Origin of the sequence: Pseudomonas sp. UBA1879, from assembly GCF_002338065.1 — a bacterium.
GTDB lineage: Bacteria > Pseudomonadota > Gammaproteobacteria > Pseudomonadales > Pseudomonadaceae > Aquipseudomonas.
In genome coordinates this window covers 334,915-358,568 of record NZ_DDHJ01000015.1, presented here as the reverse complement: position 1 = coordinate 358,568, position 23,654 = coordinate 334,915, and the positions used below count along the sequence as shown (strand labels likewise).

The following is a 23,654-nucleotide window of genomic DNA, read 5'->3' as shown; positions in this document are numbered from 1 at the left end:
GCTCCTACGGGTTTTGCAGTGCACCGAATCAGGTGCAGTCTTAGTTGGACGCCGGAGCCTGCGACGGCAGCGACCGTGTTGGATCAGGTAGAAACGCGCCAGCTGACAGACCGCGATCGCGGCCGTCGTTCCTCCGGCGGCTCCTACGGGTTTTGCAGTGCCCTGGATCAGACGCCGTCCCAGTAGGAGCCGCCGGAGGAACGACGGCCGCGAAGCGGTGGGTCAGTCACACACGAGTTAACTGTTCACCGCTAACGCTCCCGCCTCAATGCCTGCCTATCGGCCTGAACCGCTGCGTATTGCGGCGAGCAATCACGTAGTGATCAGACCAGACCGGCTTCAGTCCTCAGCCACCGGCTTTAGCACCACCACCGCCAGTGGCGGCAGATTCAGTGACACAGAATAGGCCTGGCCATGGTTTTTGATGTCATCTGCCCTCACCTCTCCCCCGTTGCCGACATTGGACCCGGCGTACACATCGGCGTCGGTGTTGAGCAACTCTGCCCACTTGCCACCAAACGGCACGCCCACGCGGTAATGCTCACGCGGCACGGGGGTCAGGTTGGCGACCACCAGCAGCGGTTCACCGTCGCGGCTCCAGCGCAGATACGCATACACGCTGTTGCCTGCATCGTCACCAATAACCCACTGGAAGCCCTGTGGCTGACAGTCCTGCTCGTACAGCGCCTTCTCCGACCGGTACAGCCGATTGAGGTCGCCCACCAGCGAGTGCACGCCCTTGTGGTCTTTGTAGTCGAGGAAGTGCCAATCCAGTTCCGTGTCGTGGTTCCACTCGCGCCATTGCCCGAATTCGCAACCCATGAAGAGCAGCTTCTTCCCGGGATGGGTCCACATGAAGGCCAGATAAGCCCGCAGGTTGGCGAACTTCTGCCAACGGTCGCCCGGCATTTTGTCGATCAGCGAGTGCTTGCCGTGTACCACTTCATCGTGGGAAATCGGCAGGATGAAACGCTCAGACCACGCGTAAACCAGCCCGAAGCTCAACTCATTGTGATGATGCTGACGATGAATCGGGTCCTGCTCCATGTAATGCAGCGTGTCGTGCATCCAGCCCATGTTCCATTTGTACGAAAACCCCAGGCCGCCCTGTTGGGTTGGCTGGGTCACACCTGGCCAGGATGTCGATTCCTCGGCGATGACTAACGCACCCGGCGCTTCCAACGCGACCACATCGTTCAGATGGCGGAGAAAGTCGATCGCTTCGAGGTTCTCGCGGCCGCCGTAGCGGTTCGGCACCCACTGGCCCGCTTCGCGCGAATAATCGCGATACAGCATCGACGCCACGGCATCCACGCGCAGCGCATCGATGTGGAAGTTCTTCAGCCAGTGCAGGCCCGACGCGATCATGAAGCCGTGCACTTCGGTGCGTCCGAGGTTATAGATCAGCGTGTTCCAATCCTGGTGAAACCCTTCCTGCGGGTTCCCGTATTCGTACAGCGCAGTGCCGTCGAATTCCGCCAACCCATGGGTATCCGTTGGAAAGTGCGCCGGCACCCAGTCCAGGATCACCCCGATGTCGGCGCGGTGGCAGGCGTCGACAAAGGCTGCGAAGTCTTCCGGGGTGCCGTAACGTGCACTTGGCGCGAACTGCGACAGCAACTGATAGCCCCACGACCCCCCGAACGGGTGTTCCATGATGGGCATCAGCTCAATGTGGGTAAAGCCCAGGTCTTTGACGTAGGGAATCAGCGTCTCAGCCAACTCGTGCCAGTTGTAGGGGCGGTCCGGCTCATCTTCGCCGCCGCGATGCCATTGCCAGGACCCGGCGTGGAGTTCATAGATCGACAACGGCTGGTGAATGTCGTGCTTATCACCCCGCGATTGCATCCAGTCGTTGTCCTGCCATTGGTGGCTCAGCGGTGCAGCGACCTTCGAGGCAGTGGCGGGCGGCAGCTGAGTCGCCAGCGCCATCGGGTCGGCTTTCAGCGGCAGAACGCCGTGCTGGCCGAGGATTTCGTATTTGTAGGCCTCGCCAGGGCCAAGGCGCGGGATGAAGATTTCCCACACGCCAGAGGGATGGCGCACACGCATCGGGTGACGACGCCCGTCCCAGCTGTTGAAGTCGCCGACGACCGAGACGCGACGAGCGTTCGGCGCCCACACTGAGAACCGCACGCCGTCGACGCCCTCGACAGTGGTGACCTGTGCGCCCAATGCGCTGCTCAGATCGCGATGATTGCCCTCGGCGAAGAGGTAAAGGTCCATTTCGCCCAGCAACTGGCCGAAGCTGTAAGGGTCTTCGGTGACCTGCTCGCCAGTCGCCCAGTTGATCTTCAACAGGTACGGCTCGCGGACGGGGAAATGCCCGGCAAAGAAACCGGGCTTGTCGCTCATGGTCAGTTCGCCGAGTTCGCGTTGGCCATCACGGGACAAGACGCGCACACCCAGAGCGTTTGGCAGATAGGCGCGGATAACCTGGCCATCCTTACCATCACTGTGAGGGCCAAGCATGGAGAACGGGTCGCGATGTTCGGCGCGGATCAACGCGTCCATGTCGCCGGCACTGGGCAACAACTCATCGTTGCCTTTGCCGAATTGGTCAGACGCACTCATTTTCATTCTCCATCAGACAAGTCCAGCAACCCACGAAGACCTTGAAGCGGAACCGACAACCAGGTCGGACGATTCTCGGCCTCGTAGGCCACTTCATAAGCTGCTTTTTCCAGCGTGAAAAGCGCCAGTGCGGCGGCCTCCCCCTGGGTGTCTTTCCAGGCGTGGCCAACGTCGACAGTAGCCGTTTTGTAGGCCCCGAGGAACGCTTCCCGCGCCTGTTTCAAATAGGTTTCAGCCACATGCAAACGCGCCGACTCGGCCTGGGCCGATGTGTCGGCGCTTTGGGCATTGCGCACCGCCATGGCGGCAGCGTAGTCGAAAGATCGCAACACACCGCTGACGTCCTTGAACGGGCTGTATTTCGCGCGACGTTCCTGCAACGGACGCGCCGGTTCACCCTCGAAATCGATCAGGTAAGCGTCGCCTTTCACCACCAGCATCTGCCCAAGGTGCAAGTCACCATGCACACGCATCCGCAGGCCACCCACCGACTGTTTGGCCAGGGTTTGCACTTGCGCCAGCAGCGCCTGACGTTTGCTCAGCAGTTCACTGACCAACTGTTGATCACCCGGTTCCAAGGTATTGCGATGTTGTTCGAGCAAATCCAGCGCGCGCTCGATCTGCCCGCCGACGCTTTTTGCGGATGCCTGGCTGTCCTCAACGCTGGTGACCTCGGTCTTGAAGTCCGGGTTGTCGGTCGGTTTGCCCAGCACGACGTGCATCTCCCCGAGTCGCTGACCGAGCAGACTGGCGAAATCCTTGAGTTCCAGCAGCGCGTTGGCATGCTGTTCAACCGTGGAGGCGCCATGGGCCATGTGATCGCGAACCGCCCTCTCCAGGTTGTTCTGTGTCCACTCCCAAGCGTCGCCCTGATTGCTGAGATAGCCTTGGGCGATCATCAGCAAGTTGCTCCCGCCATCGCCGTCGACCCTCACCACTGCGCCCAGCAATGGCGAGATGTGTTCGTAGCCGGCTTCAGTGAGATAAGCGCCCATTTCCAGTTCCGGGTGCGTCCCGGCGGCGACGCGGCGAATCATCTTCAGCACCAGCGCCTTGCCCACGACCACCGAGCTGTTGGATTGCTCGGCAGACAGGTAGCGCACTTCGGATTCTTCGTTCAGCCCCAGCGGCGCCAGCTTGGACGTCTGCTGGAAACGCAACTCGCCATCGTTGGTGGGCAGCACGAGTTCTTCGTGCATGCCTTTGATCACCGCACGAATGAAGGGCTCCAGGGTGAACGCATCGGTGATCAGGCCGACCTGACGCCCGCGACGCACTCGGGCCAACGCGAGTTGCTGTGGCAGCGCACTGCTGATGTCGTCCTCGGGCAGCAGGCCGAATGGCAATTGATAGCGCACCACTTCGTCGCCCGACGTTACTTCGATTTCGCTCAGCAACACCGGGCGCACGGTGGTGCCAAAGCGCACTGCGTAAGCGATGTGTACCTTGTCGAGCGCCTTGCCCTTGCCCGCGAACCAGCGGCGCTTGGGCAGGTAAACCGACAGTGAGGTCTGCTCCATCGTCCGACGCAAAGGCTGGTCCAGCAGCTCTTCCAGACGCTGCTTGAGTACGAGGGTGGGGAAATCCGGCATGCTCTGAGCCGGTTCGACGTGCCAACTGGGCATTTGATTCTCCGCGGCCAGCAGGAACCAGTAGAAGCCATACGGCGGCAACGTCAGCAGGTAATTGAGCTGGCCAATGGGTGGAAACGCGCTGCCGCCGAGCATCTCGACCGGCACCGTGCCGGCGTACTGGGACAATTCCAGTTCAGCGGCCTGAGAGGCGGCGGAGACGTTGGCGACGCACAGGATGATTTCGGTCTTGCCATCCGGCCCGGTGTATTCACGGGTGTACGCCAGGATTCGGCGATTGCTCGGCGATAGCATGTTCAGCGTGCCGCGGCCGAAGGCCTTCTGCTGCTTGCGCACGGCCAGCATGCGCCGGGTCCAGTTGAGCAGCGAATGCGGGTCGTGGTCCTGGGCTTCGACGTTGACCGACTGATAGCCGTACAACGGGTCCATGATCGGCGGCAGCACCAGACTCGCCGGGTTGGCCCGGGAGAATCCGCCATTGCGGTCGATGGACCACTGCATCGGCGTCCTGACGCCATCGCGGTCGCCGAGATAGATGTTGTCGCCCATACCGATTTCGTCGCCGTAATACAGGGTCGGCGTGCCCGGCATGGACAACAGCATGCTGTTGAGGAGTTCTACGCGGCGGCGATCCCGTTCCAGCAGGGGCGCCAGACGACGGCGAATCCCCAAGTTGATCCGCGCGCGGCGATCCGAGGCGTAGTAATTCCACAGGTAGTCGCGTTCACGATCGGTGACCATCTCCAGGGTCAGCTCATCGTGGTTGCGCAAGAAAATCGCCCACTGGCAGTTCTCGGGGATCTCCGGGGTCTGACGCAGGATGTCGGTGATCGGGAAGCGGTCTTCCTGAGCCACCGCCATGTACATGCGCGGCATCAGAGGGAAGTGGAACGCCATGTGGCATTCGTCGCCGTCCTTGCCCTTGCGATCGCCGAAATACAGCTGCGTGTCTTCCGGCCATTGGTTGGCCTCGGCCAACAGCATGCGGTCGGGGTAATTAGCGTCAATTTCGGCGCGAATCTGCTTGAGGACGTTATGCGTCTCCTGCAGGTTCTCGTTGTTGGTGCCGTCGCGTTCGATCAGGTAAGGAATCGCATCCAGACGCAGGCCGTCGATACCCATGTCCAGCCAGTAACGCATGACTTCCAACACCGCCTTCATCACCTGCGGGTTGTCGAAATTCAGGTCCGGCTGGTGAGAATAGAAGCGGTGCCAGAAGTACTGGCCGGCCACCGGATCCCAGGTCCAGTTGGATTTTTCGGTGTCGAGAAAGATGATGCGGGTGCCGTCATATTTCTGGTCGTCATCGGACCAGACGTAAAAATCCCGGGCCTTCGAACCCTTTTTGGCATGCCGTGCCTTTTGAAACCACGGGTGCTGGTCCGACGTGTGGTTGATGACCAGTTCGGTGATCACCCGCAATCCGCGATTATGCGCTTCGGCGATGAATTTCTTGGCGTCGGACATGTTGCCGTAATCGCTGTGAATGCCGCGATAGTCGGAAATGTCATAGCCATCATCGCGCCGCGGCGATGGGTAAAACGGCAGTAGCCAAATGGTGTTGACGCCCAGCTCGGCGATGTAATCGAGCTTGGCGATCAGGCCTGGAAAGTCACCGATCCCGTCATCGTTTGAGTCGAAATAGGATTTCACGTGGACTTGGTAAATCACCGCATCCTTGTACCAGAGCGGGTCGTCGATAAAGGCAGCGTTCCGAGGTTTCTTTGCCATGACCACTTCCTTTAATTATTGGGTGGGCGCTTTGATGCGCCAGATGCCAAACGGCTGATAAGAAGGGTCGATGCGCATGAACTGCGTCTTGCCGTACCAGGTCCAGCTGTGGCCTGTCATCAGGTCTTCGCCCAGTGTCGCGGCGTCGTCCGGCAACCCCATTTCCCACAGCGGCAGCTCGAAATAGGCTTCCTGCACATTGCGCGGGTCCAGGCTGACGGCGACCAGGATGAAGTTGCTGCCGTCGACGCTGCGCTTGCCGAAGTAAAGAATGTTGTCGTTCCAGGCGTTGTATAGGCGCAAGCCGAGGTGGGTCTGCAGTGCCGGGTTCTGGCGACGGATGCGGTTGAGCTGGGCGATCTCGGCAATGATGTTGCCGGGCGCAGTGTAATCCCGGGGGCGAATCTCGTATTTTTCGGAATCGAGGTATTCCTCTTTACCCGGCACGGGCGCCGATTCGCAGAGCTCAAAGCCGGAATACATGCCCCAGAGCCCCGAGCCCATGGTGGCCAGGGCCGCCCGGATCAGGAAGCCCGGACGCCCCGAGTCGTGCAGGAAGTGCGGGTTGATGTCCGGCGTATTGACGAAAAAGTTCGGCCGGTAGCACTCACGCCACGGCGACTCATTGAGTTGGGTGAAGTACTCGGCCAACTCTGCCTTGGTGTTGCGCCAGGTGAAATAGGTGTAGCTCTGGGAGTAACCGACCTTACCCAGCCGCGCCATCATCGCCGGCTTGGTGAAGGCTTCGGCGAGGAACATCACGTCCGGATGCCGAGCGCGCACATCGGCAATCATCCATTGCCAAAACGGCAGCGGTTTAGTGTGCGGGTTATCGACGCGGAAGATCTTCACGCCCTCCTCGACCCAACCCAGAATCACATCGCGCAGTTCCAGCCAGAGACTGGGAATGGCGTCGGGGGCGTAGAAATCGACGTTGACGATGTCCTGATATTTCTTCGGCGGGTTTTCCGCGTAACGGATGGTCCCGTCCGGCCGCCACGAGAACCAGCCCGGATGCTCTTTGAGCCACAGGTGGTCCTGGGAACACTGGATCGCGAAATCGAGGGCGATTTCCAGGCCATGCTCGGCGGCAGCCGCCACCAGATTGCGGAAATCTTCGCGGGTGCCCAGCTGCGGGTGAACCGCATCATGGCCACCGTCCGCGCTGCCAATCGCGTAAGGGCTGCCCGGATCATCCGGTCCTGCCGTGAGCGAATTGTTCGGGCCTTTACGATGGGCGCGGCCGATAGGGTGAATCGGCGGGAAATACAGCACATCGAAGCCCATGTCGCGAATCATCGGCAGGCGGCCATGGACGTCGTTGAAGGTCCCGTGGCGGCTCTTATCGTCGGTAATCGAGCGCGGGAACAGCTCGTACCAGCTGGCGAATTGCGCGCGCTCACGCTCCACGTCAAGCGGGAATTCGACGCTGCGACTCAAGAACGCATGATTGTCGGCCTTGGCCATCACGGCCGCCGTTTCGCTGTGCAGGAGCAACGCAACCTGCGCGTCGTGTTCGGTGTTTTCGCCCAGACGTTGCAACAGGCTGTCGATCTGGCCTTTGAGTTCGTGCTGGCTGCGCTCGGAGGCATGCTGCAGGTGCAGACGGCCTTCTTCCAGCTCGAGCCCGATGGAAACGCCGGCCGCGTATTTCTTCTCCAGCTCGTAGCGGTAGCTGGCGAACTGATCGATCCAGGCTTCAAGACGAAACAGATAGCGACTCACCGAGGTCGGGGTAAATCCACCGATCCAGCTGTCGTTCCCCAATTCGCGCATCGGGGCGATAAGCCATTCTTGCTCGTCGACTGCGCGGTAAAGAATCCGCACCGCCATTTTGTCGTGGCCATCTGCGAACACCTTGCTGGTGACCGTGACCGGCTGGCCGGCAATGGCTTTGGCGGCCAGCAGCCCATGCTCCAGCACCGGCTGCGTGTCTTCGATGACAATGCGCGGCAGTTGCAAGGCCTGGGTCAGGGATAAAGGCTGGGTTGGGTGCGGTACATCGGTGGCCAGGGAATCCGGGCCGTATGGCTGATCAGCAGTCACATTCATCGAGCATCACTCCTCACGCCCCAGGGACGCTCCGTGTACAAGTCCGTATAGTCCATTCCGTCGACGTCTCTTCCATGATTCAACAGCGTCCGGCGTGTGAGCACGCTTTGCCCGAATCCGGCCGCATAGGTTCCGAACGCCAGTCTCGGGGAAAAGTTCAAAGAGCTTTGCGAGGCCTGAAAACGATTCACAGGCCGCTGCACTGCGGGCCGTGATAGCCCGCGTCAAATACGCTGAATCATTCAAATTGCTTCACTGTCGAAGACCTCGAGCGCGTTGAAATCCGGCACTACTGCCTCATGCAACCTGCGCCAAAGGAAGGTGAAGCAATGACCATTCCCGTTCCAGCGGAAACGCCCGATCCAAACATTGATGATCCCGAACTGCCGGTGCCCAAGCCCGAGGAACCGCCGCCACCCACCATGCCCCCGGTGATCGAACCACCCAAAGGTGACCCGCCGAGTCAGGAGCCTCCTGTAGTATTGGCCTCAAACCCATCTGCATAACCCCGATCGCCAGCCCTCGGCACGGACCTGCGTGCTCAGGGTTGGTGCGAATCCCCGCCGGTCTTGCGAGCCGGGTTTTTATCCCGTTCTTCTGGCGGATCGATCCGCTCGACGATCATCGGCATCAGACTCAAAATCCCCAACGCCAATACCGTACTCAGCACCGCCGTGGCTTCTCGCCCCATGCCTGCGGCGATACCAATGGCCGCGGTCATCCACAGGCCCGCAGCGGTGGTCAGGCCCTTGACTCGATGGGTATTGAGATTCTCTCCCTTGAGGATCGTGCCCGCGCCGAGAAACCCGATCCCCGCGACAATGCCCTGCACCACTCGGCTCAAGGCCGCATCGTCCGCGCCGGCCAATCGCGGCACCAGCACGAATAACGCCGCGCCCATGCACACCAGCATATGCGTGCGGACCCCGGCGGCTTTGCCCTTGTGTTCCCGTTCAAAGCCCAGAATGCCACCCAAAACGGCCGCAATGGTCAAACGGACGGTCACCCGCGTGAGCTGGGATGCATCGGTGATGTCCGAGAACTCGGAACGCAACGTGTCGACAACTTCCTCCCACCAGCCATTCATCAAGATCCTCCTTGCACGGGATGCGCTGAACAATGGACCGCGGCGGCGGGTGAGAGTGCTGCCGCCCGCGGCGACTGGACGATGGCAGTGAGTCTGGTGAAAGCGCATGGCCTGACATTGCGCTTCGCTGCCGTCGTCCCTCCGGCGTCTCCTACAGGATGGGCGGTGCGGCGAAATTCCTGACTTGACGCTTAATCTGTAGGAGCAGCCGGAGGCACGACGGCCGCGATGGCGGTGTGTCAGACGATGCATCGGCACTTGAACCACCGCGTCGCTGCCGTCGTCCCTCCGGCGGCTCCTACAAGCGAGTGACCAACCCGAAAACCACGCTCAACACCGACCTCTGTAGGAGCAGCCGGAGGCACGACGGCCGCGATGGCGGTGTGTCAGACGACGCATCGCCACCTGAACCCCAGCTTCGCGGCCGTCATCCGTCCGGCGTCTCCTACACGTGTTGTGTCGGGGATGGGTGATTGGCTTGGCATCGCCGAAGACGCAACGCCCCGCCCGCTGATCGGACGAGGCCCCCCGCAGCCGTAACCAGCGGTAAGCCCTCGGCCGTGATCTGATCCGCTATTTATTGAAAATTCTGGATCTGTACTAAAAACAGTCTGACGCGCATAGTGCTGGCATTCCTCTCAGTGAGCCCGCCATGAAGCGCTACGAGAAATTCGCGGACGACATCGCCGAGCTGATCCGCTCGGGCGTCCTCGTTGCCGGGCAGCGTGTGCCCTCGGTCCGCTACGCCAGCCAGACCCACGGGGTGAGCCCTTCCACGGTGTTCCAGGCGTATTACCTGTTGGAGCGCAGAGGTTTGATCCGTGCGCGCCCGCGATCCGGCTATTTCGTCAATGACAGCCCTGTCCCCTTCGCCGCCCAACGCTTCGATACGCCGACGACCGCTGAACTGCCAGCCGTGTCACGCGTCAGCGAGTCCACGGAAGTCGACGTCAGCGAACTGGTGTTTTCAGTGCTGGAGTCGATCAAAGACCCGAACACCGTGCCCTTCGGCTCCGCATTTCCCAGCGCAAGCCTGTTTCCGCTGCAACGACTGGCGCGCTCATTGGCCAGCGCCACCCGCGACATGGACCCGAGCATGGTGGTCAGCGACCTGTCGCCCGGCAACCCGACGCTGCGCCGACAGATCGCCCTGCGCTACACGGTGGCCGGGCAGATGCTGCCAATGGAGGAACTGCTGATCACCAACGGCGCGCTGGAGGCCCTGAACCTGTGCCTGCAAGCTGTGACTGAACCGGGTGATCTGGTCGCCATCGAAGCCCCCGCGTTCTACGCCTGCCTGCAAGTGCTGGAACGCCTCAAACTCAAGGCCGTAGAAATCCCGGTACACCCGCAGACCGGCATCGACCTGAATGTGCTGGAGCAGACCCTCCAACGCTACCCGATCAAAGCCTGCTGGAGCATGACCAGCTTCCAGAACCCCACTGGCGCCACCGTGCCCGAAGCGCGCAAACGCGAGTTGGTGGACCTGTTGCGCAAGCATGACGTGCCGCTGATCGAAGACGATGTGTATGCCGAGTTGTATTACGGTCAGCACGCGCCGAAACCGGCGAAGGCGTTCGACACCGAAGGGCTGGTGTTGCATTGCGGCTCATTCGCGAAAAGCCTGGCGCCCGGGTATCGAGTGGGCTGGGTTGCAGCGGGACGCTACGCGCAGAAGGTGGAGCGGCTCAAAATCATGACGTCCCTGTGCGCGTCGATGCCTGCACAAGCGGCGATTGCCGATTACCTGCAACACGGCGGCTATGACCGCCATCTGCGCAAATTGCGCAACAGCCTGGAAGATCAACTGCGAGCGATGCTCAGCGCCGTGGCGCGGTATTTTCCGGCACAGGTCCGGGTCAGTCAGCCCTCGGGCGGGTATTTCCTCTGGGTGGAAATGCCTGAGCAAATCGACTCGCTGAAAGTCTTTCAGGTGGCCTCCGCCCAAGGCATCAGCATCGCCCCCGGCCCGATCTTTTCCCCGACCCGACGGTTCAAGAACTGCATCCGGCTGAATTACGGCAGCCCCTGGAGCGAGGCGTCCGAGCGGGCGATGGAGACATTGGGCAAGATCGTCAGGTCGATGATGGGAGGGTGAGACACCTTTCAGGGTGCGCAACCGTACTGTGGGAGTGAGCTGGCTCACCAAGACGTTGTAGCAGACAGCATCGCGTCGATTGCCCTGCCCCCTCCGTCAGCTTGCTCACTCCCACAGTCCGGATACCCTGACGGCTCAGTCGACTTCAGCGCCCTCCACCCAAATCAATGAAGGTGCCGGTGGAATACGACGCCTTGTCCGACAGCAACCAGACGATCGCCTCAGCGACTTCGTCGGCCAGGCCGCCGCGCCCCATGGGAAGGGTCGGTTCCAGCTTGCTTACCCGTTGCGGGTCGCCGCTGAGCGCATGGAAATCAGTGAAGATGTACCCCGGCCGTACGGCATTGACCCGCACACCCTCGCCCGCCACTTCCTTGGCCAGGCCGAGGGTGAAGGTGTCGAGCGCGCCTTTGGACGCGGCGTAATCGACGTACTCGCCCGGCGAACCCAGACGTGCCGCCACGGACGACACGTTGACGATGCTGCCACCCCGCCCCCCGTGACGCGGCAGCATGCGCAGCAGCGCATGTTTACTGCACAGCATGGGCCCGACCACGTTGCTCATCATGATCTTGAGCATGCGAAATTCCGACATGTGTTCGACCCGTGACTGTTCGGCCACGGTGCCCGCGTTGTTCACCAGGGCACTGACGCGCCCCAGCTCGGCGTCCACTTTGGCAAACAGGCGGATGATTTCATCTTCGTTGCTGACATCCGCCTGAATCGCGATCGCGTGCCCTCCGGACTCACGGATTTGATGGCAGACGCGCTCGGCGGCGGCGTGATCAGACAGATAGTTGATGCACACGCGGTAACCTTGCGAGGCTGCCAGAACGGCCGTGGCGGCGCCGATGCCTCGGGAGCCGCCAGTGATGAGGAGGTTTTTGTCCATGGGTGTGTCCGAATCGAAGCGCCAATCTTATTCCGGGTATGCCAGTGGCGGCGGCGCATGCCGTGGGTCATGGCGTCCCAGTGTTATGCCAAGCGTGAAACGTCAAACGGTGTTCTCGGCGACGCGTTTCTGTGCCGCGTCAATATCCGCCATGAAACGCTCTGCGGGCAGCGGAATGCCCAGCAAGTAGCCCTGCAAGGCGTTGCACCCCAGTTCGGTCAGGAAATGCTGTTGGTTCGGGGTTTCCACCCCTTCGGCGACGATCCGCAGATTCAACGCCTGCCCTAGTGCCACGATGGCCGAGACGATCGCCGCGTCGTCGCTGTCGTGTTCCAGTTCGCGCACAAAGCCCCGATCTATTTTCAGCTCGTTGGCAGGCAGTCGCTTGAGGTACATGAGGCTGGAGTAACCCGTACCGAAATCATCGATGGAAATATCGACCCCCATGTCGGCCAACTTTTGCAGCACCGACAGGCTGGCATCGGCGTCATTCATGGCCGTGGTTTCGGTGATCTCCAGCGTCAGGCAGTTGGCAGGCAATCCGTGGGCGGCGAGCGAACGGGCGACACTGTTCACCAGCCCGGCGTGACTGAACTGCAAGGCTGACAGATTGACCGCAATGCGCCAGCGAGTGTACCCACCGTCATACCAGACCCGCATCTGCCGGCAGGCCTCATTCAGCACCCATTCGCCGAGGTTGATGATCAGCCCGGTCCGTTCTGCCAGCCCGATGAACGCGTCCGGCATCAACAAACCCTGCTCGGGGTGATTCCAGCGCACCAGCGCTTCGGCCCCGACCGGCGCGCAGGATCCGGCTTCGAATTTGGGTTGGTAATGCAGGCAGAACTGCCCTTCACGCAGCCGATGCGCAGGTCTTGCAACAGCTGCAATTGATTGCGCGCATTGGTGTTCATCGACGCATCGAAGAAGCTGTAGCCGTTCTTGCCCGCGCTTTTCGCGTGGTACATGGCGGCGTCGGCGTTCATCAGCAATTCCTGCTGCGTGCGACCCTTGCCGGGGTACAGGCTGATGCCGATGCTCACCGTCACTTGCAGGTCGTGGTCTTGCACGCTGAATGGCTTGTTCACCAGACTCACCTGCCGCGACGCCACCGTGGTGGCGTCGTCCACGTCTTCAAGCTCCACCAGCAGCACGAACTCGTCGCCGCCGATGCGCGCCAGGGTGTCGTGACGGTGGAAGTTCTCACGCATGCGCAGCGCCACGTCGCGCAACAATTGGTCGCCTACGTGATGCCCATAGGCATCGTTCACCGGTTTGAAGCCGTCCAGGTCCATGAACATCAGGGCGAACAGGCCACCTTGCGAATCCACTTTACGCATGGCCTGTTCGATACGATCGGCCAGCAGAATCCGGTTCGGCAGGCCGGTCAGCGTATCGTGCAGTGCCAGTTGGATCAGTTCGCGGTTGGCTTCGCTCAGAGAGTGCGCGAGTTGAGCGGTGCGCGCTTCGAGCCGCGTATCGAGCACTGACGTCAGCAGGGTGATGGCCAGTACCGCAAGGGTGACGATCAGCACCAGTTTGTCCAGCCCGTCAGTGCGCAGGCCTGTGGTCACGGCGCCGCAATAGCTGCCTTCAGCGAAATTGGCCGCGGCCATGCCGGTGTAATGCATGCCGACAATGGCGAAGCCCATCACCACCGCCGCCCCACCCCGTAGCAAACGTACATAAGGGGTTTGCCGACGCAAGCGGATGGCGATCCATAGCGCTGCACCGGACGCAGTGCCTGCGATGAGCAAGGAGGCGACGAACAGCGTCGGGTCGTAGTCGATGCCCGGTTGCATGCGCAGAGCAGCCATGCCGGTGTAATGCATGGTGCTGATGCCGACACCCATGGCCAGCGCGCCGAACAGGACCTGCAGCAGCGGCACCCGCTCATGACTGACCAGCCACAGCGCGAAGGCAGAAGACAACACCGCCACCAACAGGGACAACATCGTGAGCGTCAGGTCAAAACCCAGCTCGATGGGCAGCTTGAATGCCAGCATGCCGATGAAGTGCATCGACCAGATGCCGATGCCCAAGGACAACGCGCCACCGAGAATCCACAGCAGCTTCGCCCTGCCTTTTGCCGTGGCAATGCGACCGGCGAGATCCAGCGCCGTGTAGGACGCCAGGATCGCCACCAGAACGGAAACCAGAACCAGCGAAAAGGTGTAATGGCCAATCAACATGGGCGCGACTCGAAATTCAACGGCAAGGGCCAGGCAGCCCCAAGAATTCGGCGCAATTCTACCGGAATCCGCGTAAAAATCCCCACAGCCGGTCGAAATAATGGCAATCAGCCATGAAAGCGTGACTCAGCGTCGGCTAATCGCCGAGTCCCGCGACAAGCCGGTCTCGGCGTTCCACCCGCCGCCCAGGGCCGCGATCAATTGCACGCTGGCGATCAACCGGCTCTGCAACACGTTGAGCACGCTGCGTTCATTGCTGAGCGCCGTGGTTTGCACGTTGACCACATCGAGGTAGCCAATCAGTCCGGCCTTGTACTGGTTGCTGGTCAGGCGCAGTGAATCCCGAGCGGCCTGCAGCGCCTCGGCACGCACGCGCGCCTCCTGTTCGTAGACCCGCAACTGCGCCATGTAGTCCTCGACTTCCTTGAAGCCGTCCAGCACCGTCTGGCGGTATTGGGCGACAGTCTGATCGTAGACGGCCTCGGTGCGGTCGACCTCGGCGCCACGCTGGCCGCCGTCGAAGAGCGTCATGGCCAGCTGCGGCCCCACCGACCAGAAGCGGTTGGGCAAGGTGATCCAGTTGCTGAACGTGCTGCTGCTGTAACCGCCGTTCATGCTCAGGGTCAGGTCGGGGTAGTACGCGGCCTTGGCCACGCCGATATTGGCGTTGGCCGCCATCACCGACCGCTCGGCGGCAGCAATGTCCGGGCGACGCTCGAGCAACTGCGAAGGCAATTGCGCGGGGATCTGCGGCAGCGTCGGAATCGTCGTGGTCGGTGCCAGGCTGAAATCCGCCGGGGCTTGGCCCATCAACACCGCGATCGCGCTCTCGAATTGAGCCCGCTGCCAGGCGAGATCAATGAGGTCGGCCTGGGTGCCTTTCAGCTGCGTCTGCGCCTGAGCGATGGCGTCACGTCCGGAAATGCCGGCGCGGTATTGGTTCTGGGTCAGTTTGAGCGAGCGCTCGTAGGTTTCAACGGTTGATTCCAGCAAGCGCTTCTGTTCGTCGATCACCCGCAATTGCAGGTAGTTCTGCACCAATTGCGACTGAAGGCTCAGCTGCATCGACGCCAGGTCGGCGAGGCTGGCCTGGGCGCTGGCCTTGTCGGCTTCCAAGCCCCGCCGCAGTTTGCCCCAGATGTCGGCTTCCCAACTGACGCCCAGTTGCGCGTTATAGGTGTCGCGAATCCCGCTGCTGGAACTGCTGAGGCTGGAGCTGCTGCTGCCGGTGCCCTGGCTCGAACGGTTCTTGCTGGTGGTCAGGTCCAGAGTCGGGAAAAACGCCCCCCGCGCGCTGCGCACCAGCGCTTCAGCCTGGCGGTATTGCGCTTCGTATTGGGCGACGGTCTGATTGGAGGTGTTGAGCCTTTCCACCAGGCCGTTGAGTTGAGCGTCGCCGTAGATTTCCCACCAGGCGCCGCGCGCGATGGCATCGCTGGGGTTGGCCTGGCTCCAGCCTTCGGCCTGTTTGAAGTGCGCGGGCGTGGTGACGTCGGGTTTCTGGTAATCCGGCCCGACGGCGCAAGCGCTGAGCAGCAGCGCGCACAGGCTGACGGTGAACAAGCGCCGCGCGGGCAACGTCCGCTGCTGGAAGGAAAGGGTCTGGCGAAGGGTCATAGCGGCGTATCCAGGGCAGCATCCGTCCGCACGCCGCGCCATTTATTGACGCGGTGACGCAGACGGTCGAGGTAAAGGTAAACCACAGGCGTGGTGTACAGCGTGAGAATCTGGCTCAGGATCAGGCCGCCAATGATGGTCAGACCCAGCGGTCTGCGCATTTCGGCGCCTTCGGCACTGCTGAGCAGCAACGGCACGGCGCCAAGAATGGCGGCCAGCGTGGTCATCAGAATCGGCCGCAACCGTTGCAGGCAGGCGTTACGGATCGACTCCATGGGCGTCATGCCGCTGCCCCGCTCCAGTTGCAGGGCGAGGTCGATCATCAGGATGGCGTTCTTTTTCACCACGCCGATCAACAGGAACAGACCCAGCAGCGAAATCAGGCTGAACTGCCCGCCGGTCAGGTAGATGCTCAACAGCGCCCCTACCCCCGCCGACGGCAGCGTGGACAGGATCGTCAGCGGGTGCACGTAGCTTTCGTACAAAATGCCCAGCACCAGGTACACCGCCACCAGCGCGCCGAGGATCATCCACGGCTGACTTTTCTGGGTCGCGGCGAACGCATCCGCCGTCCCTGCCATCTTGGCGATCACGTCTTCCGGCAAGCCCAATGCCGCCACCGTGCGCTCAATGGCGGCGTTGGCGTCGTCAAGGCTGACGCCGTCAGCGAGGTCGAAGGAAATGCTTTCCGAGGCGAACTGGCCGTCGTGGCTGACCCGGTCGTCTTCCAACGTGCGCTCGTAGTGGGCAAGGGTCGACAACGGCACGCGGGCGCCATCGGCCGTGATCACTTGCACCTGCTCCAGCGTGATGGGGTCCAGCGCGTATTTGGGGTTGATCTCCATCACCACCCGGTATTGGTTGAGCGGGTCGTAAATGGTGGAAATCTGCCGCTGACTGTAGGCGTTGTTCAGCACGGTGGTGATGGTATTCATGTCGATACCCAGACGCTTCGCGGCGTCGCGGTCGACGATCAGGGTCACCTGCTGCGTACCGCCGCCGTCGCGGGCGTCGATCGCCGTCAGCTCCTTGAGCGACTTGAATGCGGCAGCGACCTTCGGGTACCACGTGCGCAGGCTTTCGAGGTCACCGCTTTGCAGGATGTACTGGTATTGCGAGGTGGTCTGTTCACGCCCGCCCCCCAGTTGCAGGTCCTGGTCGGGCTGCAAAAACAGGCGGCCGCCGGGCACCAGCGGCATTTCCTTGCGCAACCGCTCCACCACTTGTTCGGCGCCGAGCTTGCGTTCGGAAATCGGCTTGAGGCGCACGATGATAAAGGCGTTGCCCGTGCCGCCGTTGCCACCGATGAACCCGGCCACGCTCTCCACGGCAGGGTCTTTGAGCAGCGCGGCGCGAAACACGTCGAGCTTCGGCTGCATGACCGAGAACGACAGGCCGTCATCGCCTCGCACGAAACCGATGAGCTGGCCAGTGTCCTGCTGCGGCAAGAAGGTCTTCGGCACCACCACGTACAGGGCAATATTGACGCCAATGGTAATCAGCAGCGTCAGCAAGGTCAGACGCCGGTGACGCAAGGCCCAGCCCAGGCTGCGGTCGTACGCGGCGACCATGCGGTCGTTGACCCGCTGGCTCCAGCGCTGCAAGCGGTTTTCCGTGCCGGGCACGTGGGGCTTGAGCCAACGGGCGCAGAGCATCGGCGTCAGGCTCAGGGAAACCACCAGCGACACGATGATCGACGCCGACAGCGTGATGGAAAACTCGCGAAACAGGCTCTCCACCAATCCGCCCATGAACAGGATCGAAATGAACACCGCCACCAGCGACACGTTCATCGACAGCAATGTGAAGCCGACCTCCTGCGCCCCGCGATACGCCGCCTGCATCGGTGGCACGCCCTCGTCGATGTGCCGGGAAATGTTCTCCAGCACTACGATGGCGTCGTCCACCACCAGCCCCGTGGCCAGGATCAAGGCCATCAGCGACAGGTTGTTCAGCGAGAAACCGTACAGGTACATGATCGCGAACGTACCCACCAGCGACACCGGCACGGCCAGGGTCGGAATCAGCGAGGCGCGGAAATTGCCGAGGAACAGGAACACCACCATGATCACCAGCACCACGGCGATCAGCAGGGTCATTTCCGCTTCGTGCAGCGTGGCTTTGATCACCGGCGAGCGATCCATGGCCAGGTCCAGCTTGACGCTGGCGGGGAGGACGGCCTGAAGCGCAGGCAGTTGCGCCTTGATCGCGGCGACCGTTTCGATGATGTTCGCCCCAGCCTGCCGGTTGATCACCAGCAGCACTGCCGATTTGTCGTTGAAGAACCCGCTGTTGTACCTGTCCTCGACGGAGTCCCGTACCCGAGCCACGTCCTTGAGGCGCAGCGCCGCGCCGTTCTGATAGCGGATCACCAGCGGACCGTAGTCCTTGGCCTTTTCCAGTTGATCGTTGGCCTGCACCTGCCAGTTGTGTTCGGCGTTCTCCACCGAGCCTTTCGGGCGCCGTACGTTCGCGTTGGCAATGGTCGTACGCACTTCGTCCAGCGACACGGCGTATTGCTCGAGCAGCTTGGGCTCCAGCTCGACCCGCACAGCTGGCAGCGAACTGCCGCCAATCTGCACCTCGCCCACGCCGTTTACCTGCGACAGGCTCTGGGACAGAATCGTCGAGGCCAGGTCGTACAGCTCGCCTTTTTCCAGCACGTCGGAGGTCAGCGACAACACCATGATCGGCGCCTGAGACGGGTTGACCTTTTTGTACGTCGGCATGCTGCGCATCCCGCTGGGCAGCAGGCTGCGGGAGGCGTTGATCGCCGCCTGAACCTCACGGGCCGCCCCGTTGATGTCGCGGTCCATGTCGAACTGCAGAATGATCCGCGTGGTGCCCTGACTCGACCGGCTGCTCATGGTGTTCATCCCGGCAATCGTGCCCAGTGAACGTTCGAGCGGCGTGGCCACGCTGGACGCCATGATCTCCGGGCTGGCACCGGGCAACGAGGCCGTGACCACGATCACCGGGAAATCCATATTCGGCAGCGGTGACACTGGCAACAGGTTAAAACTCATGCCTCCCAGCAGCATGATCGCCAGGCTCAACAGAATCGTCGCCACCGGCCGGCGAATGAAAGGCGCTGACAGGTTCACTAGAAGCAGCTCCGAGTTTTGAGCGGCAAGCTACAAGCAGAAGCCTTGGCGTCGATCAGCTCGAGGCTTGGAGCTTGAAACTCGCGGCCATCGCTATCGCAGCGACGAATGTCGAGAAACGAGCGGCAAGCAGAAGCCGCGCCGCCAATCAGCTTGCCGCTTGTAGCTTGAGGCTCGTAGCTCACGCTTCCACCTCATGCTTCCCCGAACGCCGAAACCGGCGCCCCAACCGATCGAAATACAGGTAGATGACCGGCGTGGTGAACAGCGTGAGCACTTGGCTGACCAGCAACCCGCCGACCATGACCAGACCCAGCGGTTGGCGCAGTTCGGCGCCGGAGCCGGTGGCAAACATCAGGGGAATGGCGCCGAACAGCGCGGCCAGGGTTGTCATCAGGATCGGTCGGAAACGCAGCAGCGCCGCTTCGTAGATCGCGGTTTGCGGATCGACGCCCCGGTTGCGCTCGGCGTCGAGGGCGAAGTCGATCATCATGATCGCGTTCTTCTTGACGATACCGATGAGCAGGATGATGCCGATGATGGCGATCATCCCCAAGTCGTTGCCGCTGAGAATCAACGCCAGCAACGCACCGATGGCCGCTGACGGCAGGGTCGAGAGGATGGTGATCGGGTGAATGTAGCTCTCGTACAGCACGCCCAGCACGATGTACATCGTCACCACCGCCGCCAGCACCAGCAGCAGCGTGCTCGACAGCGACGCCTGGAACGCCTCGGCAGCGCCCTGGAATTCGGTTTGCACCCCAATCGGCATGCCGATGTCCTTCTGCACCTGCTCGATCACCTCTACCGCCTGGCCCAAGGCCACGCCGGGGGCCAGATTGAACGACATCATCACCGCCGGGAACTGGCCGATGTGCGCGATGGCCAACTGCGCCTGACGCTGCTCGACCTTCGCCAGGCTGGACAATTTGACCTGCCCGCCGTCGGTGGTCTTGACGTGGATCTGCTCCAGCGCCTGCGGGCCCAACTCACTGCCGGCCGCCGCTTGCAGCACCACGCGGTACTGACTGGCCTGGGTATAAATCGTTGAAATCTGTCGCTGGCCAAAGGCGTCGTACAGCGCGTCGGTGATGGTCGCCACGGTGACGCCCAGACGACTGGCGGCATCGCGGTCGATATTCAGGTACACCTGCAAGCCCTTGTCCTGAAGGTCACTGGCGACGTCGGTCAGTTCCGGGCGCTGAGCCAGCGCCTCCCCCAGCTTGCCGCTCCACAGGGCGAGCAGTTCGGCGTCCGGCGAGGACATGCTGAACTGGTACTGGGTGCGGCTGACGCGGTCTTCGATGGTCAGGTCCTGCACCGGTTGCATGAACAGGCGGATGTCCGACAGTTGGTCGACTTCCGGTTGCAGGCGCTGAATCACCTCGGTGGCCGACAGGTCGCGCTCGGCATGGGGCTTGAGGTTAATCAGCATGCGCCCGCTGTTCAGCGTGGCATTGTCGCCGTCCACGCCGATGTACGACGACAGGCTGGCGACCGCCGGGTCTTGCAGGATGATCTTCGCCAGCGCCTGCTGACGCTCACTCATCGCCGCGAACGACACCGACTGCGGCGCTTCTGAAATGCCCTGAATCACCCCGGTGTCCTGTACCGGAAAGAAGCCCTTGGGCACCGCCAGGTACAGCAGCACGGTGACGCCAAGTGTCGCGATGGCGATCAGCAGCGTGATCGGCTGGTGTTTCAGCACCCATTGCAATTTGCGCCCATAGGCCTCGATCAGCCAGTCGATCCAGACGCCACTGGCGCGGTAGAAGCGGCCCTGCTCCTCCTCTTTCGGCTCGCGCTTGAGCAGCCGGGCGCACATCATCGGCGTCAGGGTCAGCGAGACCACCAGGGAGATCAGAATCGCCACCGCCAGGGTAATGGCGAACTCGCGGAACAGCCGTCCCACCACGTCGGCCATGAACAACAGCGGGATCAGCACAGCAATCAGCGAGACCGTCAGCGACACCAGCGTGAAACCGATCTGCCTGGCCCCCTTGAGCGCAGCTTGCAGCGGGGTTTCGCCCTCCTCCAGGTGCCGGGAAATGTTTTCCAGCATGACGATCGCGTCATCCACCACGAAACCGGTGGCGATGGTCATGGCCATTAACGTCAGGTTGTTCACCGAAAAACCGGCGAGGTACATCACGCCGAAGGTGCCCACCAGGGACAGCGGCACGGCCACCGAAGGAATGATCGTGGCGCTGAACCGACGCAAGAACAGGAACGTCACCAGCACCACGAGCACGATGGAAATCAGCAACTCGTGCTGAACGTCGCTCACCGAGGCGCGAATGGTCTGGGTGCGGTCGGTCAGGACCACGACCTCCAGACCGGCCGGCAGGTTGCTGGTGATGCTGGGCAGCAGCGCCTTGATCCGGTCCACCACCTCAATGACGTTGGCCCCCGGCTGACGCTGGATATTCAGCAATACCGCCTGATTCTCATTGGCCCAGGCCGCGAGGCGTTCGTTTTCCGCGCCGTCGACGATCTGCGCCACGTCTTTCAGGCGCAGCGGGCCGCCGTTGTTGTAGGCGAGGATCAGGTTGGCATATTCCTCGGGGGATTTGAGCTGATCGTTGGCGTCGAGCATCGACACCCGGGTCGGCCCGTCGAAGTTGCCCTTGGGCGTGTTGACGTTGGAGGCACTGACCAGCGTGCGCACGTCCGAGAGGTTGAGGCCGTTGGCAGCCAGCGCGTCCGGATTGACCTTGATCCGCACTGCCTGACGCTGACCGCCGGCGATGGTGACCATGCCCACACCGCTGATCTGCGAGATTTTCTGCGCCATGCGCGTGTCGACCAGATCGTTGAGCTTGGGCAGCAGCATGGTTTTCGAGGTGATCGCCAGGGTCAGCACCGGGGTGTCTGCCGGGTTGACCTTGTTGTACGTCGGCGGCGCCGGCAAATCATTGGGCAGCAGATTCGTGGCGGCGTTGATGGCGGCCTGCACCTCCTGCTCCGCGACGTCCATGTTGATGTCGAGGCTGAAGCGCAGGGTGATCACCGACGCGCCGCCTGAGCTGGTGGAGGCCATTTGCGTCAGGCCCGGCATCTGGCCGAACTGGCGCTCCAGGGGAGCGGTCACCGCGCTGGTCATCACCTGCGGGCTGGCGCCCGGATACAACGTCATGACCCGGATGGTCGGGTAATCCACCTGTGGCAGCGCCGACACCGGCAACAAGGTGTAGGCGATCAGCCCCGCCAGCACGATGGCCAGCATGCTCAGCGTCGTGGCGACGGGCCTGAGGATGAACAGGCGTGACAGGTTCATACGTTGCCTTTCTTCGCGGTGTCGGCGCTGGCCGATTCACCGGACTCCTTGGACGGTTGCCCTTGCAGCTTCTCACCCGGCGTCACCGGCACGTCCTTACTGTCGTTGACCACTTCCACCGTGCTGCCGTCCTTCAAACGGTCGGTGCCCTCCAATACCACACGATCCCCCGCCGCCAGCCCTTCAGTGATGACCGTGACTTTTTCATCGCTCGGCCCGGTTTTCAGCGCACGGATGCGGACCGTCTTATCGCCGTCCAGCACGTAAACGAATGTGCCGTTGACCCCGAATTGCACAGCGGCCGACGGCACCAGCACCACATTTTTCAAGGTGGTCGCCAGCAGGCGTGCGTTGACAAACTGATTGGGAAACAGCGTTTCGGTGTCGTTATCGAAACGCGCCTTGAACTTGAGGGTGCCAGTAGTAATGTCGATCTGGTTGTCGATGCTGGCCAGATACCCTTTGGCCTGCAATTTCACATCGCCCCGGTCCCATGCTTCGACCAGCAGTTTTTCCCCGGTGCGGTAGTGGCCGATCACGTCGGTAAGGTCTTTTTCCGGCAGCGTAAAGTTGACGGAAATCGGCTTGGTCTGGGTGATCACCGCGAGGGCCGTGGTGTCATTGGCCGCCACCAGATTGCCGACATCCAGCTGACGCAGGCCGATGCGACCGGAAATCGGCGCACGGATCTGGGTGAAATCGAGGTTGAGCTTGGCGTCGCCAATCGCGGCCTGATTGGTCTTGATGGTGCCCTGATACTGGCCCACCAATGATTCGGCAGTATCCAGTGTCTGCTTGGCGATGCTGTCTTCTTTATAGAGATCGCGATAACGCTGCACATCTATCTGCGCGTTTTTCAGCAGCGCCTGATTTTGCATCAGGGTGCCTTCGGCTTGCTGCAAGGCGATCTGATAGCTACGAGGGTCGATGACCGCCAGCAGGTCGCCCGCCTTGACCTGCTGGCCTTCCTGGAAGTTGATCTTCACCAACTCGCCCGCTACCCGGCTGCGCACGTTGATGGTGTTAAGTGCCGTCACGGTGCCCAGTGCCTTGTAATAAATCGGGAAGTCGCCGGTGTTCGCCGGGGCGACCCGAACCGGTACAGGTACGGTCGAGCCACCGAAGCCAGGCCGTGGTCCAGCGGCCTTGCCCGCGCCACCGCTGCGGCTGGCGCCTTTTTGAGCCGCCGCGCTGTTCTGCGCCTTCGCATCGGTTTTGCTGGCGGAGCCTGGCCAGAAATGCCAGCAGACGGCGGCAATCACGATTAAAACCAGCAGACTGATCAGCCAGCGACGGGAACGACGAGGAGCGGACGATTGCATGAATAAAAAGACCAAGATGCGCGGGAGGCTGAACAATAAGCATAGTTACGCGCCAAGCAAAGCGCCTTTACCGGCAATTTACCGAACGCTGACGGGGGTAACGTGCTGAACTGCAA

The 23,654-nt window shown here is 61.8% G+C and carries 11 protein-coding genes and 1 pseudogene; 2 read left to right on the top strand and 10 right to left on the bottom strand.

The window, feature by feature from the left end:
- Window positions 1-339 precede the first annotated feature (339 nt).
- Genes glgB through B3N48_RS16720 form a run of 3 tightly spaced genes read right to left on the bottom strand, consistent with a single transcriptional unit; the run spans window position 340 to window position 7,949 of the window.
- Window positions 340-2,574, bottom strand: a complete 2,235-nt coding sequence (gene glgB, locus B3N48_RS16730) for a 1,4-alpha-glucan branching protein GlgB (protein WP_296185567.1) — start codon at window positions 2,572-2,574, stop codon at window positions 340-342.
- 2 nt (window positions 2,575-2,576) lie between these two features.
- Window positions 2,577-5,897: a maltose alpha-D-glucosyltransferase gene (gene treS, locus B3N48_RS16725; RefSeq protein WP_296185565.1), complete on the bottom strand. Its 3,321-nt coding sequence runs from the start codon at window positions 5,895-5,897 to the stop codon at window positions 2,577-2,579.
- 15 nt (window positions 5,898-5,912) lie between these two features.
- Entirely contained in the window at window positions 5,913-7,949 is a 2,037-nt protein-coding gene (locus tag B3N48_RS16720) for an alpha-1,4-glucan--maltose-1-phosphate maltosyltransferase (protein ID WP_296185564.1), read from the bottom strand.
- Window positions 7,950-8,278: 329 nt separating this feature from the next.
- On the opposite strand from B3N48_RS16720, the gene B3N48_RS16715 reads away from it, so the two are divergent.
- Complete coding sequence (locus tag B3N48_RS16715) at window positions 8,279-8,455, top strand: hypothetical protein (protein WP_296185562.1); 177 nt, start codon at window positions 8,279-8,281, stop codon at window positions 8,453-8,455.
- 35 nt (window positions 8,456-8,490) lie between these two features.
- Here the strand turns inward: B3N48_RS16715 and B3N48_RS16710 are convergent, their stop codons facing one another.
- Window positions 8,491-9,036, bottom strand: coding sequence for an MgtC/SapB family protein (locus tag B3N48_RS16710; RefSeq protein WP_296185561.1), 546 nt, complete (start codon window positions 9,034-9,036; stop codon window positions 8,491-8,493).
- A gap of 652 nt (window positions 9,037-9,688) precedes the next feature.
- Here B3N48_RS16710 and mapR point away from each other — a divergent pair.
- Window positions 9,689-11,134, top strand: a complete 1,446-nt coding sequence (gene mapR / locus B3N48_RS16705; RefSeq protein WP_296185560.1) for a GntR family transcriptional regulator MpaR — start codon at window positions 9,689-9,691, stop codon at window positions 11,132-11,134.
- A gap of 145 nt (window positions 11,135-11,279) precedes the next feature.
- Here the strand turns inward: mapR and B3N48_RS16700 are convergent, their stop codons facing one another.
- The 6 genes and pseudogenes from B3N48_RS16700 to B3N48_RS16675 all read right to left on the bottom strand — a co-directional run bounded on the left by B3N48_RS16700 (window position 11,280) and on the right by B3N48_RS16675 (window position 23,553).
- Complete coding sequence (locus B3N48_RS16700) at window positions 11,280-12,026, bottom strand: SDR family oxidoreductase (RefSeq protein ID WP_296185559.1); 747 nt, start codon at window positions 12,024-12,026, stop codon at window positions 11,280-11,282.
- Window positions 12,027-12,128: 102 nt separating this feature from the next.
- A pseudogene (locus tag B3N48_RS16695) lies at window positions 12,129-14,218 on the bottom strand (putative bifunctional diguanylate cyclase/phosphodiesterase).
- Between the two features lie 126 nt (window positions 14,219-14,344).
- A complete protein-coding gene (locus B3N48_RS16690; protein WP_296185557.1) occupies window positions 14,345-15,835 on the bottom strand; it encodes an efflux transporter outer membrane subunit in 1,491 nt (496 codons plus the stop codon).
- Window positions 15,832-18,939 carry an efflux RND transporter permease subunit gene (locus B3N48_RS16685; RefSeq protein WP_296185555.1) on the bottom strand — a complete coding sequence of 1,036 codons (3,108 nt, stop codon included), beginning with the start codon at window positions 18,937-18,939 and terminating at the stop codon, window positions 15,832-15,834. The genes B3N48_RS16690 and B3N48_RS16685 overlap by 4 nt, the downstream gene beginning before the upstream one ends.
- A gap of 181 nt (window positions 18,940-19,120) precedes the next feature.
- Window positions 19,121-22,216 carry an MdtB/MuxB family multidrug efflux RND transporter permease subunit gene (locus B3N48_RS16680; protein WP_296185553.1) on the bottom strand — a complete coding sequence of 1,032 codons (3,096 nt, stop codon included), beginning with the start codon at window positions 22,214-22,216 and terminating at the stop codon, window positions 19,121-19,123.
- Window positions 22,213-23,553: an MdtA/MuxA family multidrug efflux RND transporter periplasmic adaptor subunit gene (locus B3N48_RS16675; RefSeq protein ID WP_296185552.1), complete on the bottom strand. Its 1,341-nt coding sequence runs from the start codon at window positions 23,551-23,553 to the stop codon at window positions 22,213-22,215. The genes B3N48_RS16680 and B3N48_RS16675 overlap by 4 nt, the downstream gene beginning before the upstream one ends.
- Between the last annotated feature and the right edge of the window lie 101 nt (window positions 23,554-23,654).

Bases quoted from the DNA above. Each gene is read 5' to 3' on its own strand.
- B3N48_RS16720 (WP_296185564.1), bottom strand. From the start codon at position 7,949: ATGAATGTGACTGCTGATCAGCCATACGGCCCGGATTCCCTGGCCACC.
- B3N48_RS16715 (WP_296185562.1), top strand. From the start codon at position 8,279: ATGACCATTCCCGTTCCAGCGGAAACGCCCGATCCAAACATTGATGAT.
- mapR (WP_296185560.1), top strand. From the start codon at position 9,689: ATGAAGCGCTACGAGAAATTCGCGGACGACATCGCCGAGCTGATCCGC.
- treS (WP_296185565.1), bottom strand. From the start codon at position 5,897: ATGGCAAAGAAACCTCGGAACGCTGCCTTTATCGACGACCCGCTCTGG.
- glgB (WP_296185567.1), bottom strand. From the start codon at position 2,574: ATGAGTGCGTCTGACCAATTCGGCAAAGGCAACGATGAGTTGTTGCCC.
- B3N48_RS16680 (WP_296185553.1), bottom strand. From the start codon at position 22,216: ATGAACCTGTCACGCCTGTTCATCCTCAGGCCCGTCGCCACGACGCTG.
- B3N48_RS16710 (WP_296185561.1), bottom strand. From the start codon at position 9,036: ATGAATGGCTGGTGGGAGGAAGTTGTCGACACGTTGCGTTCCGAGTTC.
- B3N48_RS16700 (WP_296185559.1), bottom strand. From the start codon at position 12,026: ATGGACAAAAACCTCCTCATCACTGGCGGCTCCCGAGGCATCGGCGCC.
- B3N48_RS16690 (WP_296185557.1), bottom strand. From the start codon at position 15,835: ATGACCCTTCGCCAGACCCTTTCCTTCCAGCAGCGGACGTTGCCCGCG.